This is a genomic window from Streptomyces sp. NPDC001406 (genome assembly GCF_042895285.1).
Classification (GTDB): Bacteria; Actinomycetota; Actinomycetes; order Streptomycetales; family Streptomycetaceae; genus Streptomyces.
The window spans coordinates 197,582-214,174 of sequence record NZ_JBIAWG010000013.1 but is presented as its reverse complement, the minus strand read 5'-3'; the positions used below and the strand labels follow the sequence as shown (position 1 = coordinate 214,174).

The 16,593-nt window shown below is 70.6% G+C and carries 15 protein-coding genes; 9 read left to right on the top strand and 6 right to left on the bottom strand.

Features of this window, described 5'->3' with window-relative positions:
- Positions 1 to 11 precede the first annotated feature (11 nt).
- The 5 genes from ACFY1J_RS30525 to ACFY1J_RS30505 all read right to left on the bottom strand — a co-directional run bounded on the left by ACFY1J_RS30525 (position 12) and on the right by ACFY1J_RS30505 (position 5,371).
- On the bottom strand, positions 12 to 1,697 hold the full coding sequence (locus ACFY1J_RS30525; RefSeq protein WP_390711056.1) for a phosphoenolpyruvate--protein phosphotransferase: 1,686 nt from the start codon (positions 1,695 to 1,697) through the stop codon (positions 12 to 14).
- Positions 1,694 to 2,320 (bottom strand): dihydroxyacetone kinase subunit DhaL, encoded by a 627-nt coding sequence (dhaL, locus tag ACFY1J_RS30520; RefSeq protein WP_390711057.1) that lies wholly within the window; start codon positions 2,318 to 2,320, stop codon positions 1,694 to 1,696. Before dhaL ends, ACFY1J_RS30525 begins: the two co-directional genes overlap by 4 nt.
- A 155-nt stretch (positions 2,321 to 2,475) precedes the next feature.
- Positions 2,476 to 3,474, bottom strand: a complete 999-nt coding sequence (dhaK, locus tag ACFY1J_RS30515) for a dihydroxyacetone kinase subunit DhaK (RefSeq protein WP_390711058.1) — start codon at positions 3,472 to 3,474, stop codon at positions 2,476 to 2,478.
- 11 nt (positions 3,475 to 3,485) lie between these two features.
- Positions 3,486 to 4,241 carry an MIP/aquaporin family protein gene (locus ACFY1J_RS30510; RefSeq protein WP_390711059.1) on the bottom strand — a complete coding sequence of 252 codons (756 nt, stop codon included), beginning with the start codon at positions 4,239 to 4,241 and terminating at the stop codon, positions 3,486 to 3,488.
- A gap of 350 nt (positions 4,242 to 4,591) precedes the next feature.
- Positions 4,592 to 5,371: an IclR family transcriptional regulator gene (locus ACFY1J_RS30505; protein ID WP_390711060.1), complete on the bottom strand. Its 780-nt coding sequence runs from the start codon at positions 5,369 to 5,371 to the stop codon at positions 4,592 to 4,594.
- Positions 5,372 to 5,432: 61 nt separating this feature from the next.
- Between ACFY1J_RS30505 and dhaM the strand changes: the two genes are divergently transcribed.
- Genes dhaM through ACFY1J_RS30490 form a run of 3 tightly spaced genes read left to right on the top strand, consistent with a single transcriptional unit; the run spans position 5,433 to position 6,639 of the window.
- Positions 5,433 to 5,825: a dihydroxyacetone kinase phosphoryl donor subunit DhaM gene (gene dhaM, locus ACFY1J_RS30500; protein ID WP_390711061.1), complete on the top strand. Its 393-nt coding sequence runs from the start codon at positions 5,433 to 5,435 to the stop codon at positions 5,823 to 5,825.
- Positions 5,809 to 6,108, top strand: coding sequence for an HPr family phosphocarrier protein (locus tag ACFY1J_RS30495; protein WP_390732329.1), 300 nt, complete (start codon positions 5,809 to 5,811; stop codon positions 6,106 to 6,108). The genes dhaM and ACFY1J_RS30495 overlap by 17 nt, the downstream gene beginning before the upstream one ends.
- 42 nt (positions 6,109 to 6,150) lie before the next feature.
- The gene (locus ACFY1J_RS30490) at positions 6,151 to 6,639 is read left to right on the top strand and encodes an ATP-binding protein (RefSeq protein ID WP_390711063.1); all 489 of its coding nucleotides are present in this window, start codon (positions 6,151 to 6,153) and stop codon (positions 6,637 to 6,639) included.
- A 54-nt stretch (positions 6,640 to 6,693) separates the two neighbouring features.
- Here ACFY1J_RS30490 and ACFY1J_RS30485 read toward each other — a convergent pair whose 3' ends face one another.
- Entirely contained in the window at positions 6,694 to 7,929 is a 1,236-nt protein-coding gene (locus ACFY1J_RS30485; RefSeq protein WP_390711064.1) for an alpha/beta hydrolase, read from the bottom strand.
- Positions 7,930 to 8,392: 463 nt separating this feature from the next.
- Between ACFY1J_RS30485 and ACFY1J_RS30480 the strand changes: the two genes are divergently transcribed.
- The 6 genes from ACFY1J_RS30480 to ACFY1J_RS30455 all read left to right on the top strand — a co-directional run bounded on the left by ACFY1J_RS30480 (position 8,393) and on the right by ACFY1J_RS30455 (position 16,353).
- The gene (locus tag ACFY1J_RS30480) at positions 8,393 to 9,655 is read left to right on the top strand and encodes a phenylacetate--CoA ligase family protein (protein WP_390711065.1); all 1,263 of its coding nucleotides are present in this window, start codon (positions 8,393 to 8,395) and stop codon (positions 9,653 to 9,655) included.
- Positions 9,652 to 10,977 (top strand): MFS transporter, encoded by a 1,326-nt coding sequence (locus tag ACFY1J_RS30475; RefSeq protein ID WP_390732328.1) that lies wholly within the window; start codon positions 9,652 to 9,654, stop codon positions 10,975 to 10,977. The genes ACFY1J_RS30480 and ACFY1J_RS30475 overlap by 4 nt, the downstream gene beginning before the upstream one ends.
- Positions 10,974 to 12,110, top strand: coding sequence for a GNAT family N-acetyltransferase (locus tag ACFY1J_RS30470; protein WP_390732327.1), 1,137 nt, complete (start codon positions 10,974 to 10,976; stop codon positions 12,108 to 12,110). The genes ACFY1J_RS30475 and ACFY1J_RS30470 overlap by 4 nt, the downstream gene beginning before the upstream one ends.
- Positions 12,107 to 13,273, top strand: a complete 1,167-nt coding sequence (locus tag ACFY1J_RS30465; protein ID WP_390732326.1) for an acyl-protein synthase — start codon at positions 12,107 to 12,109, stop codon at positions 13,271 to 13,273. Before ACFY1J_RS30470 ends, ACFY1J_RS30465 begins: the two co-directional genes overlap by 4 nt.
- Entirely contained in the window at positions 13,270 to 15,783 is a 2,514-nt protein-coding gene (locus ACFY1J_RS30460) for an acyl-CoA reductase (protein WP_390732325.1), read from the top strand. Before ACFY1J_RS30465 ends, ACFY1J_RS30460 begins: the two co-directional genes overlap by 4 nt.
- 138 nt (positions 15,784 to 15,921) lie before the next feature.
- Entirely contained in the window at positions 15,922 to 16,353 is a 432-nt protein-coding gene (locus tag ACFY1J_RS30455; protein WP_390711069.1) for a hypothetical protein, read from the top strand.
- The last annotated feature ends 240 nt before the right edge of the window (positions 16,354 to 16,593 follow it).

Genomic DNA, 16,593 nt, shown 5'->3' with positions numbered 1-16,593 from the left:
CACGGCTCGGGTCAGGGCAGCGATGGCCGGCAGCCCTGCTCGACGAGGCTCCAGACTTCCTCGGGGGTTTCGCGGGTGAGGGCGATGGTGGCCAGGGAGGCGCAGGTGTCGTGGTGGAGGCGGCGGATGCGGGCCCGGACCTCGTCGAGGGCTGCGGGGGCGACCGAGAGGCTGTCGCAGCCGATGCCGATGAGGAGGGGTGTCACGAGGGGGTGTGCGGCGGCGTCACCGCAGACGGAGACCTGACGACCGTGGCGGTGGGCGGCGGTGACGACGCGGGCGATGGCGTCGAGGACGGCGGGGTGTGCCGCCATGGCGGGGGTGGCTGTGGGGTCGCGCCGGTCCAGGCCCAGGATCTGGCAGGTGAGGTCGTTGCTGCCGATGGAGAGGAAGGCGGCTTCGCGAGCGAGGTCGTCGGCCGCGGCAACGGCTTCGGGGAGTTCCACCATGATGCCCAGGGGTGGCATCGGGACGCCGGCTTCGGTGGCTGCTGCCTTGAGGAGGCGTCGGCAGGCGTGCAGTTCGTCGACGCTTGCGACCATGGGGATCATGATGCGCAGGTCGGTGTCGGCTCCGGCGTTCAGCAGGCTGCGGAACTGGTCGGCGAAGGCGTCCGGTTGGGCGAGCATGAGGGGGAGGCCGCGGCCGATCCGTGCGCCCTGGCGGCGGGCGAGGAACGGCGGGAGCTTGTCGTCGGCGAAGTCGAGCGTACGGGCCGTGACGACCTGCCCGGTGAGAGCGCGCAGGACGGGGACGAGGGTGGCCGCGTGCTGATCGCGGGTGGGCCAGGCGCGATGGTTGAGGAAGGGCAGCTCGGTGCGGAGCAGGCCGATGCCTTCGGCGCCCGTGGTCAGGGCCGCGCGGGCCTCGGCCGGGGTGGCCACGTTGGCCCGCAGAACGATGCGGTGCCGGTCGAGTGTCTCGGCGGGCAGATGACGCTCTTCGGCGAGGGCGAGTCTGCGCGCTCGGGCGGTCTCCATTGCGTGCAGGGCCCTGGCGCGTTCGTCGTCGCCGGGGTGGGCGACCGCGCTGCCCTGATCGGCGTCGAGCAGGATCTCCTGCCCGTCCGGCAGTTCGAGCAGCTGGGGGTCCACGGCCAGGAGGAAGGGTATGCCGAGCGAGCGGGCGACGATCGCGGCGTGGGAGTTCGGGCCGCCGGTCACGGAGATGGCCGCTGTCACCGTCTGGCCGGGTTCCAGCAGGTCGGCGGCGCCGACCTCATGGGCGATCAGGACGAGGGGCTGGTCGGGGGCGGGGCTGGTGTCGCCGTGGAGGTGGGCCAGGACGCGGCGGCCGACCTGCCGGACGTCTGCGGCGCGTTCGGCGAGGGTGGGGTCGTCCAGGGCGGCGATGGTTCCTGCGTACGCGTCGATGGCCTGCCGCACGGCGACGGGTACCGGGTGGCCTCCGTCCGCTCGTTTGACGGCCTGGTCGCGCAGATCCTGGTCCTGGGCGATGTAGCTGTTGACCTCCATGATGTCGGCCTGCTCGTCCTTGCCCTGTTCGCGCAGCGAGGCGGACAGGTCGAGCAGACGGGTGGCGACGGCGTCGAAGGCGTCGGTGATCTGCCGCGTGGGGTTGCCGCTGGTGCGGTGGGGCAGCGCCGTTCTGGCGGGCGGCCGGTCGGTGCGGTGGACGAAGCCCAGGGCTGTGCCGGGTGCGGCGGCGTGCCCGGTGTAGGTGCGACGGCCGGTCATCGGTCCCCCAGCGTCTCGGCGAGGGCGCGGAAGACGAGGGCGGTGGAGGCGGCGCCCGGGTCCTGGTGGCCGATGCTGCGGGCGCCGAGGTAGGAGGCACGGCCCTTGCGGGCCTGCATCGGGGTGGTGGCGCGCATGCCCTCTTCGGCGGCTTCGGCGGCGGCCAGGGCCGCGGCGGCCATCCCGGCTCCGGCGTCGGCCTGTTGCTGGAAGGCGGCCAGTGCGGGGGCGTAGGCGTCGATCATGGTCTTGTCGCCGGGCGCGGCCGCGCCGAGCTTCTGGATGCTCGCAAGGCCGGCAGCCAGTGCGGCGGCCAACTGCCGTGTGTCGGCGGCGGGGAGGTCCAGGGCCTTGCCCATGGCGCGGAAAGCGCCGCCGTAGAGCGGCCCGGAGGCGCCACCGACGGTGGAGATGAGGGTGGTACCGGCCTTGACCAGTACGGCCCCGACGGTGTCCGGCTCGTAGTCGGCCAAGGCCGTGACGGCGGCGGAGAAGCCGCGGTGCATGTTGGTGCCGTGGTCGGCGTCGCCGATGGCCGAGTCGAGCTGGGTGAGGTGGTCCTTGTGCTTGTCCACGGCGGCTGCGATGGCCTGCACCCACGTGCGGGCGAGGTCGGTGTCCACGGAGTCTCCGTTCGTGGTCGGTACGGGGTGGGTCGGCGGTGAAGTGAGCCGGGGGCGGGGCAAGGGCGCGAGGGGTGCGGTCCGGGCGGGCGGTCGGCAGCGGGAACGCTCCGGCCCGGCCCTCGCGTGTGGCGCGGCCCCTCCCCCGGCTCGGTTCAGATGCCCCAGCGCAGGGCCGGGGTGTTCACGGGAGCGTCCCACAGGGACAGCATGTCGGCATCGGCCTTGCACACGGTGAGGGAAACGCCCGCCATGTCCAGGCTGGTCACATAGTTGCCGACGAGAGTACGGGCAACGAGCACACCCTTGTCGGCGAGCGTGGCGGCAACCTCGTTGAAGACCACGTACAACTCGATGAGCGGGGTGCCGCCCAGGCCGTTGACCATGACGATGGTCTCGTCGCCGGCCGTCAGTGGCTGATCGGTGAGAATCGCGTCCACCGCGGTCGCCACGATCTCCTTGGCGGACCGGAACTTCTCGCGGCGGCGGCCGGGTTCGCCGTGGATGCCGACACCGACCTCCATCTCGTCCTCGGGCAGGTCGAAACCGGGCTTGCCGGAGGCCGGGGTGGTGCAGGCGGTCAGTGCGACGGCGAAGGACCGGGAGGCGGCGTTCACCCGCTTGGCCATCTCCGCCACGGCGGCGAGGTCGGCGCCCTGTTCGGCGAGCGCTCCGGCGATCTTCTCGACGAAGACGGTGGCTCCGGTGCCTCGGCGCCCGGCGGTCCAGGTGGAGTCCTGGACGGCGACGTCGTCGTCGACCAGGACGGTCTCCACGGTGATGCCTTCCTCGGCGGCCAGTTCGGCGGCCATCTGGAAGTTGAGGACGTCGCCGGTGTAGTTCTTCACGACGAACAGCACGCCCGCGCCACCGTCGACGGCCTGGGCCGCCGCCACCATCTGGCCGGGCACGGGCGAGGTGAAGACCTCGCCGGGGCAGGCGGCGTCGAGCATGCCCAGCCCGACGAAGCCGCCGTGCAGGGGTTCGTGTCCGGAACCGCCGCCGGAGACCAGGGCGACCTTGCCCGGCTTGGTACCCACGGCGCGGGAGATCACCTTGTTCTCCGCGTCGACCTTGAGTCCTGGGTGGGCGGCGGCGATCCCGGACAGCGCCTCGGCCAGCACCGCCTCGGGGGCGTTGATGAACTTCTTCATGACAGGGCTCCTCAAGCGGCTGCGACCGGCTCGGTCGTTGCCTCGGTGACGGTGGCGACGCCGCGGCGGGCGTTCAGGGCGACGTACAGGGAGCCGGCGGCAACCGCGCCGAGCACTTCGGCGGCCAGGTAGACCGGCAGTTGGTCCCAGTGGACCGTGCCCCCGAACAGCTGGCCGGTGATCATCGGACCGAGCGTCCTGGCAGGGTTGATGGACGCCGCCGTGGCCGGGGCCACCGGGATGATGATCGCGAACACGCCGAGGCCGATGGCCAGACCGGCGAAGCCGCCTGACGCGCGGCGGTCGATGGCCCCGAAGACGATGAAGGCGAGCATGAAGGTGCCTACGGCTTCGGCGAAGAACGCTTGGCCGGCGCCGACTCCACTGCCGTAGGCGGCGATGCCGAGGCCGACGTCGACCGCCTTCTTCCCCAGCACCCCGACGATGGCCAGCGCGCCCAGCACCGCGCCGGCCACCTGGGCCGCGACGTAGCCGGGTACGTCCCGCCAGGGCATCTTCCTTGTCGCGGCCAGTGCCAGGGTGATGGCCGGGTTGATCTGGCAGCCGGATACATGGCCGATCGCGTAGACCATCGCGATGACCACGGTGGCGAACGCCAGCGAGATCATGCCCAGGTCGGCGAAGGTGAACGGGGCCTTGCCGTTGACGATGAGTGTTGCGGGGACCGAACCGACGCCGATGAACACCAGCATCGCGGTGCCCAGCATCTCGGCCACAAGCTTTTGTGGGTAGGTGTTTTCTTCCATGAAAGGCGCCCAGCGCCGAAGCGGCGGCTCGGGCGTCTCACCTCCTCCGCGTGGAGCGGGCTGTGAAGGGAGGTGGCCGCCAGGTGGTCGGGGTCGGGCAGCCTGGCGGCCGCTCAGGGGGAAGCCGGGCAGCTTTGAGCATCCGGCGGCAGGTTGTTCACTGGCGGGTTGTTCGCTATGGATGAACGTTGTTCCGGAAATTAAGGGGGCGTTTCCGGCCTGTCAAGAGGTTCGGCAGGCACCGGGCGCATCAACAAAAAGAAGAAGGCCCCACGGCGGCGAGCCGAGGGGCCTCGATCAGGGGCGGCGTGCCGGACGGAGCACGACCGCCACCGGGCGAATCCGGCTGGTCAGGTCATCGTGGTGCGTGCGGCCGCGCCACGAGGGGCACCCAGGTCGCGTGAGAGGTTGCGGGCAGTCTCCCGGACGGCGACCGCAAGCTCCTGACGTGCCGATTCGGCCAGCAGCCGCTCGACGGGGCCGATGATGCCGAGAGCGCCGACCACCTCGCCGGAACGGTCGAAGACAGGGGAGGCGATGCCCGCGTCCCCGATGGCCGACTCCTGGTCCTCGATCGCATACCCGGTCCTGAGGACCTCCTTCAACTGACCCGCCAGCACCTCCGGGTCGGTGATGCTGGCGCCGGTGAGCACGGCCGGCTCGGCCGCGAGCAGTCGCTGCCGCTCGCCGGCCGGAACGAAGGCCACGATGGCCTTGCCCAGGGCACACGTGCTCCACGGAATACTGGCGCCCACCTCAAGGATCTGCACCGCGCCCTCGGGCCGGAAGGCATGGTGCACCACCAGGACGTGGTCACCGTTGATCACGGCGACCCAGACCGCCTCGTTCGCCCGGTTCGCAAGCTGGTCCGCCCAGGTCAGCGAGCGGGTGCGCAACTCCTGCGTGTCCAGGTAGGCGTTGCCGAGCTGCACCAGGTCCGGGCCGAGCTGGTACTTCGAGCTGTGCCGGTCCTGCACCACCAGCCCCTCGGCCTCCAGCGTGCGCAGCAGCGCATGCACGGTCGGCTTGGCCACGCCCAGGCGGTCCGCCAGCTCGGTCACGCCCAGCCGGGGCCCGGTGGACGCGAGCTCCCGCAGGATCTGCACCGCCCGCTGTACCGCCTGCACCATCGAAAAATTCTCCTTGATTCAGCATTGATGAACAGCGTTCCGAGATTTAAGGTAACTGTTCATGAGCGCATCTGTCGGCATCGTACTCGTGTCACACAGCGCCGAGCTCGCCTCGGGCCTTCGCCTGCTGGTGCAGCAGATCGGCTCCGACACCGTCCCCCTCGCCACGGCCGGAGGCACCGACGACGGCCGGATCGGCACCAGCTACGACCTCGTCCTCGCCGCCATCCGCAGCGTCGACCGCGGCCAGGGCGTCGTCGTCCTGCCCGACCTCGGCAGCTCCGTGCTGACCGCCCGCACCGTCCTGGAAGACCACCCCCGCCCCGACGTGCTTCTCGTCGACGCGCCCTTCGTCGAAGGAGCCGTCGCAGCCGTCGTCACCGCCGCATCCGGTGCCGACCTGAAGACCGTCACCGAGGCCGCCAAGGAGGCCCGCCATGTCCACAAGCTCTGACTCCACCACCACCGGCGCCACGACCGCGTCCAAGCACGAGACGGCTGTCATCCTGCCCGCCAACCTCCATGCCCGACCCGCAGGCCAACTCGCCCGGGCCGCAGCCACATTCACCAGTGCCATACAGCTGGAGTATGCCGACCGGACGGTCAATCCGACCGGTGTCCTCGCCGTCATGGGTCTGGGCGCCACGGTCGGCAGCACCGTGACCGTCCGCGCCGAAGGCCACGACGCCGAACAGGCCGTCACGGCATTGGCCGAGATCCTCGCCGGCGCCGAGTGACCCGACGCCACCAACGGCACAAAACCCGCCGCCGCTTGCGACATGAGAAGCAAAGACCAGTGGAGGTGGCCGAGAGTGAGCGCCTCTGCGACGAGCACCCCTGACGCCCATGCAGCCCTGCCCTTGCGGGTCGAGCACCTCTGCGCGCTGCCGCACATCCCTGAGGCCGTCTCCGCAGCACGCCGCCGGGCACGCACTGTCCTCGCCCAGTGGCGCGTGCCCACCCCGACAGTCGACGACGCCCTCCTGGTGATCTCGGAGCTGACCACCAACGCGATCGCCCACGCACTGCCACCGGCAGTACTGCGGTTGTCCCTGCCAGGGGCCGGCAGCCGCCGCGCCCTCCGGATCGAGGTCACCGACGCGGGGCCGGTACCTCAACGACCCCCACCACACGACGATCCTCACCCCGCCGAGCGCAGGGAAAACGGTCGCGGGGCCGACATCGTCGCGGCCCTCTCCGCACAACACGGAATATCACGCCACCCCGAGAGGACTACTCGATGGGCGGATCTCGCCTTGGGAACTTGACGGCCTGGGCAGACCTGCCGCGCTCGCAGGCCGCCCATACTCTCGCCACGGATCTCAAGGACGCCGGCCGATGGGCGCGGTTCCCGGCGCCGCACTCTTCTTGGGGTGGTGCCGGGGCACCACGTCCTGGGGGAAGGTGAGCTGCCGGCTCATCCACTGCAGGGTGCCGGGCATCTCCCGTACCCAGGTCGGGAAGTTGTGACTGCCCTGGTCGGGCTGGATCGACGCGACGCGCATGGGTGCCTTGACGGCCTTGATGAAGGCCAGCGTCTGCGGGTAACCCCGCTCGCCGTGTTTGCTCTCGGCGACCAGGACGGAGACCTGCGGTGCGGGCAGGTGCTTCAGCCGCCACAGCAGATCGTGCTCGTTGACCCGGTTGACGCGACCCGGCCCGCTGCCGAAGAGGTTGCCGGTCGTGGGGTCGTCCTTGACCTTGTAGTCGGGCGACAGGGCGCCGGCCGTTGTGTACACGCCGGGATTGCGCATCGTCAGCTGCAGGGCGCAACTGCCGCCGGACGAATAGCCCATGACGCCCCAGGCACTGGCGTCGTGGCCGACCCGGTAGGCGGACTTCAGGGCCTCCGGGAGGTCCTTGGCCAGGAAGGTCTCGGTCTGCGGTCCGCCCGGCACATCCACGCACTCCGTGTCGCGCGGCGGAGCGATCGTCGGCCGGATCATCACCATGATCGTCGGCTGCATCCGGCCGCTCTTCTGCAGCTCCCCGGCGGTCTGTGACACCCGCAGGTGTTCGGCGAGATTGAAGATGCTGCCGGGATAGCCGCTGAGCGTCACGATCACCGGGAAGCGTTGCCTGGCGTACGCCTTCTGAAAGTACTGAGGTGGCAGGTAGACGAACGCGGGGTCGACCACGCCCGTGCGGCGGCCGATGACCTTCACGGACTCAACCCGGCCGTTCACCGCGGCAGGACCGGAGGGCAGTCCGCTGACCCGGTTCAACTGCTCGCTGGTGGCGGGCTGCACCAGCGCACCCTTCGCCGTGGGGCCGTTCCCCGTGCCGTGGCCGATGGACGCCTGCGTCACGCCGACGGGTGCGGTCTCGGTGTCGCCGAAGAGCTCGCCCCACGATCCGAAGAACTGGTACGACGAGTTCAGCCAGCATGCGAAGGCCGCGATGATCGCCGCCTGAGTCACTCCGATGGCCGCCAGTCGTCCGAGCACGTGCCGCAGCCCGCGACTGGCAAGCTGTGGCCACAGCCAGACCAGCAGAGCCACACAGACGGCGGCCACGGCCGCCGTGACGTACACGGTCGCTTCGCTGGTCAAACCCATGCCACTCGATCCCTGGTGTTCTTGCCTGTGCAGTTTCCTTCACCCAGAAGGAGGGCTACAGACACGTCCACGTTCCTCAACGAGGGCAAAGCTCTGCGGTTCCATGCGGAAGCCCTATTGCCCGTCAAACCCCCTGAGAGAGTGGAGCGGCGACAAAGACCATGTTGCGCCGGTCCTCGCCGCCCTCACGGTGACGTCTGCGCTCAGTAGCAGCCGAACCGAAACGGGCCGGCATGTGACCATGGTCTCCGTTTCACCGGGAACCGAAATCAGCAATGACTCGTCCGCAGGTCCGAAGCTCGGCACCTGAATGGCGAGTTGGCAAGCGGCGTCCGAATGGTGAGATACGCTGGCGTCGCATCGGCTGATGAAATGGTTCTCCGAACTGCAGGAGCGGACCCATCCGCCGCACCCCGTCGTGCCTTTTCGCATGCCGGCGATTCACATCTTCAAGCAGGAATTGATGCCCGTTCAACCATTGGCGGAGCTCATACGCTTCGCACGCCACAACTCGCCGTTCTACCAGCACCTTTACTCGCACCTCCCCGACCATGTGGCGCACCTCACGGATCTCCCGATAGTGCCTCAGGCGGATTTCTGGCGGGCCAACTCACCCCGTGACAACAGGCTGCTGACGGCTCCACTGCACGAGGCGGTCGTATTCCGCAGCGGCGGCACCACGGGGTCCCCCAAGTTCTCCTACTACACTCGCACGGAATGGCGGGAATTCACCGCCGTATTCGGGGCCGGACTCGTCAACGCGGGCCTTCGACAGGGCCACCGAGTGGCCGACCTGTTCTACGCGGGCGACCTCTACGCGAGCTTCAGCTTCGTCCTCGACTCACTGCACCGCTCCCCCGTGGCCAACGTGCGTCTGCCCCTGGGCGGCGCGGCGCCCTGGGAATCCATCGTGACCACGCTGGAGGAGTTCCGCGTTCAGGTGGTCGCCGCGACGCCGACCACACTGTGCTCGCTCGCCGAGCGCCTCACCGCCGCCGGCCTGACGCTGCCCGACGTGGAACTGCTCTTCTTCGGCGGAGAGTGTCTCTTCGGCGACCAGCTTCCGCTCCTGAGGGCCGCGTTCCCCAATGCCGAGCCCCGCTCGCTCGGCTATGCCAGCGTGGACGCGGGCCTGCTCGGCGAGGCCGTGCCCGGCGGCGACCCCCGGGTCCACCGCGCGTTCGCCCCGTACACCATCGTCGAGATCGTCGACGACGACACCGAGCTGCCCGTCGAGCGGGCCGGGGTGCCGGGTCGGCTCGTCGTCACCGATCTGCGCCGGCGGTTGATGCCCGTACTGCGCTATCCGGTCGGCGACCGGGCGGAGTGGGATGACCCCGACGCCGGAGTCTTCCGCATCCTCGGCCGTGCCGAGGAGGGAGTTCGGGTCGGTCCGGTCTCCCTCTACACCGAGGACGTCCACGCCATCGTGCGCGCCGCCGACACGGACGGCGAGGTGACTGGTCTGCAGCTCGTGGTACGCCGCCGCGACGGCCGGGACGGTCTGGTACTGCGGCTGGCAACCGGCGAACCCAAGGACGCACAGGGCGCGTTGGGGGCTGCCATCGCCGCTGCTGTGCTCGCGCAACGCCCGGCCTATGGGACTGCGGCCGCGGCGGGGCACGTCGATCCGCTCACCGTCGAATGGGTGCGGCACCGTGATCTCGCCGTCAACTCCCGTTCCGGCAAGCTGGTGCGCGTCGTCGACGAGCGGCCGTGCGCATGAACGCGACCGAGCCACGCGGCAGGCGTCTGCCGCTCGTGCTGCGCAACTCGTCGTTCGGCAGAGTCTGGACCGCTCAGCTCCTCACCCAGGCCGCCGGCCGGATGTTCCAGGTCGGCGCGGTCTGGTGGCTCGTCGGCTTCGCCGCCGAAGGCGATCAACGGGGTCTGGAATCGGGGCTGTTCCTCACGGTGAGCACACTTCCCGCCGTCGCGCTCGCCCCCGTCGTCGCCCGCGTCGTGGCCCGCCACCCGCACCGCACGGTGCTGGCCGGCGCTGCGGCCGTCGCGGGCACCGTCGCCGCGGCGGCCGCACTCGCGGCGTACGCCGGGGAACTGCCCATGGCCGCGGTGTACGCGGTGGGTCTGGCGCTGGCTTCCTGTCAGGCGCTGTTCGACCCTTGTCTGACCACATCGGTGCCCGAACTGGTCGCAGACGCCGACATCGAGGCGGCCACCGGATTCGAGCTGTCCACCCAGTCGATGGCCGGGCTCGGCGGTGGTCTGCTGGGACCGCTCGCGGTCGACGCGGGTGGGCTCGCGGGAGTCGTCGCCACTTGCGGCCTTGCCTATCTGCTCGCCGCGGTGCTGGTCGTCTCGGCCCGCTTCGCACATGCCGGAATGACCAAGGACGGCCCCGGGAGCACACGCGTCGGCCCCGGCGCGGCGCACGGCACGGCGCCCGCGCGCCGAACGCTGCGCCAGGTCCTGGCCGGTCTTCCCTTCATTCGCCGGGTGCTGGTCTGCTTCGCCGCCGCCAACCTGTTCACCACCGCCGTCTACGTCGTCATGCCCCTCTACACGCGCGGGGTACTGCACTCCACCGGCTCGACCGTCGCCGCGCTGGAGGCGGCGCTCGGCGCGGGCACGCTCGTCGGGTCCTTCACCGGAGCCCGTGTCCCCGGACGGCCGACGACCGTCGGCAGCCTCTGCCTGGCCGTGATGGCCACGGCACTGTGCCTGCCGGGCCTGGTCGCCACACACACGGTGGCCCTGGGCTCGATGACCGTCGCGGGCTGGTGCGTCGGTGTGATCGGTGTCCGGTTCGTCGGGCTGTTCCAGCGGCTCGTTCCCGCCGCCGACAAGCCGGGCTTCTTCGCCGTCATGCAGGCGCTGCTCGGCGCCACGTTCCCCGTGTCCTCTTTCGTCTTCGGCGCGCTCGGCGACCATCTGACGGCTCGTACGCTCTGCCTCATTCAGGGCGCCGGTCTGCTCCCCGTCGCGGCAGCCCTGTGGTGGCTCGGCAGCCGGACGGGACCCGACGGACGGCGCACGTCCCCCGGCATCGCGGCAGCGCACCCGGCCCCGATGGGAGAGGCGCCATGAGCGCGACCCTCGCCCCAGCCGGGGTCCGGGACATCGCAGAACTGCGGCAGCTGTACTTCGACGTGTACGGACACGGCTACCCGGTGCCGCTGGGCAGCGACCCGGCCGTGATGCGCCGGCTGCTCACCGACGGCACCGTTCACTGGCTCACCGCCCGCACGCACGGCGGGGACATCGTCGGGGCGGCCGTCGTACAGACCGACCCGGGCAGCCGTATCGGCAAACTGGTCGGACTCGCCGTACACCCCTGCCACCGGGGCGGCGGACTGGCCTCCCGGCTCACCGGCGCGGTCTGCGACGCGGCGTTCGCCGCCGGACTGCTCGACTCGGTGTTCGCCACCGTGCGCGTCGTCACCGAGGGCCCGCAGCACGTCGTCGTGCGCAACGGATTTCGGCCGCTGGGCCTGCTGCCCAACGCGGTCGAGGTCGATGGCTGCGAGAGTCTCGCGCTCTTCGCCCGGTACGCCGACGGCGTGTTGCAGCGACGGGCCCTCGTGCAGCACGTACCCGAACCTCTGACGGGGCTGCTGGCCGCCGCCTCCACCGGTATCGGCATCGACTGCGCCGGCACGGGTCGCGTTCCTGTGCGGGGCGGGTCGCGTACGACAGCGGGTGCCGGGCCGATCGAGGTGATCGCCGCCCCGGCGTTCGTACGCCGACGTTTCCTGGAACGCTTCCCCCACCCCGGCGACCGCTTCTTCCCTCTGCACACCCCCAACACGGTCCTGGTCGCCCCCGACGGCGGATTCGAGGCTTACGCCGATCTCGACCCGGTGGCGGGCAGCTGTGCCCTGGTCGCCGTCCATCCGCGTGCGTCCGCGCTGACCGGGGCTCTGGAGTCGCTGATGACCGCGGTCACCCAGGCGGGGGCGGACTACGTGGAAACCCTGCTGCCCCTGTCCGACACCGAGGCCCTGGAGATCTTCCTCGCCTCCGGATTCGTACCGAGTGCGGTCTACCCGGCGATGCGCCGCGTCCAGGAACGCCTCCACGACTATGTGGTGCTCTCCCGCACCAGCCGTCAGATCGACTTCCGGAGAGCGGTCGTCAGCCCACTGCTCCAGCCCTACCTCAGCGCCTATCTCAGCGCCTGGGCCTCCACCTATCTGCCCCTTCACGAGGTGTCCCGATGAACCCCCATCTCGCTCCCGTCGAAGTCCCCGACCCGGCGGCGCTCGGCCACGTGCAGCGGCTGTGCGACCTGCCCGAGCCGTACGCCGCCGGCACCCACGCCGACGAACTGTTCGCCGCCGCCATGGCCGAGGCCAACGCCTGGCACGCCGAGTGTTCCCCGTTCTTCGCCGCCCTCCTCCAGGACCCGCCGGAGACGCCCGCGCCCACCGTCGGGCTCGGCGTGCGCACGCCGCTGGTGCCCGCCGCCTTCTTCAAGCGCCACGAGGTGCTCTCCGTGCCCCGTGACGAGGTGTTCCTGCATCTGACCTCTTCGGGAACGACGGGACAGAAGTCGCAGATGTTCTTCGACCGGTGGACGATCCGGTCGGCCCAGCGCATGGTGGCCCGGATCTTCGATCACTACGGCTGGATCACCCCCGATCGACCGGTCAACTACCTGCTCTACAGCTACGAGCCCGCACCGTCGCTGAGACTGGGCACGTCGTTCACCGACAACTACCTGTGCGACTTCGCCCCCGCACGGCACACCACACACGCACTGCGGCACACCGGATCCGGGCACGAGTTCGACGTGCACGGCTGCATCGCGGCGCTCCAGCGCTACGCCGAGGACGACTTCCCGGTCCGCATCCTCGGCTTCCCGGCCTTCCTCCACTTCACCCTGGAGCGGATGAGGGTGATGGGGCTGCCGCCGCTGCGGCTGCCCGAGGGATCGCTGGTGGTCCTCGGCGGCGGCTGGAAGGGCCACGCGGACCGCCGGATCGGCAAGGACGACTTCCGTGCCGAAGTCACCGAACGCCTCGGCATCCCGGGCGCGCGGATCCGCGACACCTTCGGTTCCGTGGAGCACTGCGTGCCGTACGTCGAGTGCGCCCACCACCGCCTGCACGTACCCGTGTGGTCCCGCGCGGCGGTCCGCGACCCGGCCACGCTGCGCCCTCTGCCGTACGGGGAACGCGGCTTCCTGCACCTGGTCAGCCCGTACATCACCTCGGTTCCGGCGCACAGCGTCGTGATGGGCGACGTCGCCTCGCTGCATCCGGGTGAGGAATGCCCCTGCCCGCTGTCCACCGACTGGTTCACCGTGCACGGCCGTGCCGGGGTGAGCCGCAACCGCAGTTGTGCGGTCGCCGCTGCCGAGCTGATGAAGGGAATGTCGTGACCACCACCTCCCCACTCCACCTCTGGCAGGGCGAGTTCGTCGACGACGCCGAGGCCGCCCGGCGGATGGACGGGCTGTGCGAGTCGGCCGGGCGCATCCTGGCGCGCCCGCTGCCCACGGAGGTCGTACTCGGTGCCTGCGCCGCGGTCGGCGAAGAACTGGGCGACCCGGGCTCCGCCCTGTACCGCCGACTGGCCGGGCAACTGCCCGCCGACGAGGTCACGGCCACCCTCGCCGAGCTGGCGACCGCCCTCACCCGGCAGGCGCTGGAACGCAAGCTGCGCCGGGAGCTGGGCGGCCCGCGCCCGGAACGGCTGACCCGGCCCAACGCCCGCGAGACGGTCTACGAAGCCTGGGCACCCGTCGGCGTGCTGGTACACATCGCCCCCGGCAACGCCGCCTCCGTGGCCCCGCTGAGCGTCGTCGAGGGCCTGCTGGCCGGAAACCTCAACATCCTCAAGACGAGCGCCTCCGACACGGCGCTCGCCCTCGACCTGCTCGCCGCGCTCGGCGCCGCCGACCCGACCGGGCTGATCTCCGAGCGGGTCATCGCCCTGCGCTTCCCGTCGTCACGCCGGGAGTGGCTCACGACCCTGTGCGACCAGGCCGACGCGATCGCGGTCTGGGGCGGCGACGACGCCGTGAGCGCGGTGCGCGAACTCGCGCCCCCGGGCTGCCGGGTCGTCGCATGGGGGCACCGGATCTCCTTCGCCTATCTGACCCGGGACGCGGCGCAGGACGACGCTCTGCTCGACGCACTGGCAGCGGACGTCTGCCGCCTCGAACAGCAGGCCTGCTCCAGCCCGCAAGTGCTGTATCTCGACAGCGAGGACACCGACGAGACCTTCGCCTTCGCGGGCCGTTTCGCCGAGCGGCTCGCGAAGGTCTCCGGGGCCCTGCCCGCACCGCCGCCCGGCCCGGCCGAGCAGGCGGAGATCACCACCGTGCAGCGGCTCGCCGAGCTCGAACAACACCTCGGTCTCACACGTGTGTTCGCCGCCGAGGACGGTACCTGGCGCGTGCTGGCGGACGCCCGCCCCGCGCTCGACGCCTCTCCCCTGCACCGCAGCGTCTGGGTAAAACCCCTGCCCCGGCATCGGATCACCACGGTGCTGCGGCCGATGCGCCGCTATCTGCAGACCGCCGCGATCGGTGGCGACCGGGCGGACGTGGCCGCACTGTCGCGTGCGATGTTCGCCGCCGGCGTCACCCGGGTCACTCCGGTCGGTGCCATGCTGGAGGGCTACGACGGTGAGCCCCACGACGGTGTCTACGCCCTGCAGCGCTACAGCCGCCGGGTGAGCCTGCGCGCGCCGGGCACGGACTTCGGCACCGTGGCATGCGTGGACGACCTGGTCGAACCCCCGGTTCTGCCCGCGGCGCCCGGCGGGCCGTTGCTCGGCAAGGAGGAGGTGCAGCGCGCGCTCGGCTCGCTGGAGTCGCGTCACGCGCACCTGTACTTCCGCAGCGGCGGCTCCACGGGGGCGCCGGCGCTGTCCGTGTTCACCTGCGACGACTACGACAACCAGATGCGCGCCGCGGCCGACGGACTGATCGCTGCGGGCTTCGACCCGGCACGCGACCGGGCGGCCAACCTGTTCTACTGCGGCGGGATGTACGGCAGCTTCATCAGCTTCTTCTCCATCCTGGAACGGCTGAACGCCACCCAGCTCCCCATCGCGGCGGGGCCCGACCACGCCGCGGTCGCGGAGGCGCTGGTCGCCCACCGGGCCGACACCCTCTTCGGCATGCCGTCCTATCTGTGGCAGCTGTTCCACGCCGAGGGCGACCGGCTGCGTGCCTACGGAGGCATCCGGACGGTGTTCTACGGCGGTGAGCACTTCACAACCGAGCAACGCCGCGTGCTGACGCAGGAGTTCGGCGTCGAGGTGATCCGGTCCGCCGCCTACGGCAGTACCGATCTGGGCCCGTTGGGCTACCAGTGCGCCTCCTGCGACGGCTCGGTCCACCATGTGCTGACCGACCTGCACACGCTGGAGATCCTCGATCCGGACACCGACCGGCCGGTTCCGCCGGGCGAGCCGGGACGCCTGGTGTTCACCTCCCGCGCACGCGCGGGACAGCGACTGGAGCGCTATGAGATCGGCGACCTGGGACGCGCCGTGGACGGTCCCTGCGGCTGTGGCAGCCACGTGCCCCGGCTCGAACTGCTCGGACGTCACGGCGACGTCGTACGCATCGGCACGTACTTCGTCAATTACCGGCGCATTCTGCGAGCGGCCCAGGAACGCCTCGCCTACCCCGGCGAGGTCCAACTCCTCGCCGAATCCGGTGCCGACCGCGAACGGCTGACCGTCCGGCTCGACGAGCGGTACGCGCAGGACCCCGAGACGGCGAGGGAGGCTCTGGTGGCCGAGGTGCCCGAACTGGCCTCGGCACTGGCGGAGGACCTCCTGGCCTTCACCGTCCAGACCGTACCCACGGAGACGTTCGAGCGCACGGCCACCAGCGGGAAACTGCGCACGGTCATCGACCTGCGGTCGGCGTAGCCGACGAGGCGGCGGGCGGCCATACATCGCACGAGGCGCGGTGGTGGCCGCCCTCCTCATCTGGCAGCCCATCCGAAAGGACACCTCTATGGCCTGTCCGGCCGATCATGGACGTAGGCGGTCAGGCATGATGCCTCAGTGAGCATCATCGTCGAGTTCTTCGTGGCGCCGGATGACGCGTCTGCGGCTTTGGCTCTTCGGACAGGGCCAGGACGTGCCGAGTCGCTCTCCTTCGGCAACTTCGATCCCGAAGGGTCTGTGGTCGAGTGGGAGTGCCTTCTTGCAGGGGGCAGCTTCGAGGAACTCGTCGAAGCCGGCGAGCCTCGTATCGTCGCCGACCAGGACAATGACGGGTGCGTCGTCTTCGCGATCTCGCCTCGCCTGGCTGCCGCACTCGCCGATGCCGAGCGGTCCGAGTTGCTGGATGTCGCCGTCTCGTGGGCCGCGCAGCGCGCGGAGGACGGCGAGGTCATCGACACGGAGATCGCCGCAGTGATCCTGAGCGATCTGGCCGCTCTTGTCAGCAGCGCCCGACGCCAGGGCCAGAATGTCTGCTGCTGGGTCGCGTAGGCGCTCACGTTCGGAGCCGGATCGCGACAGACCGCGGTAGCAGTGCCGAGGAAGACGTAGCCGCGCTTGTCGACCGCCGCCTGCACGTGGGAGAAGCCGCAGCCGTTCTCGTACACGATGACGGCATCCGCCGTCTTCAGGTCCTCGAACTCGTCGGCCTCGTCGGCCCAGGCACGTGAGTCGTAGCCGCACAGGCGGGAGGATGTTGCCGTCACATCTCGACTCAGGCCAGGGCGCAGG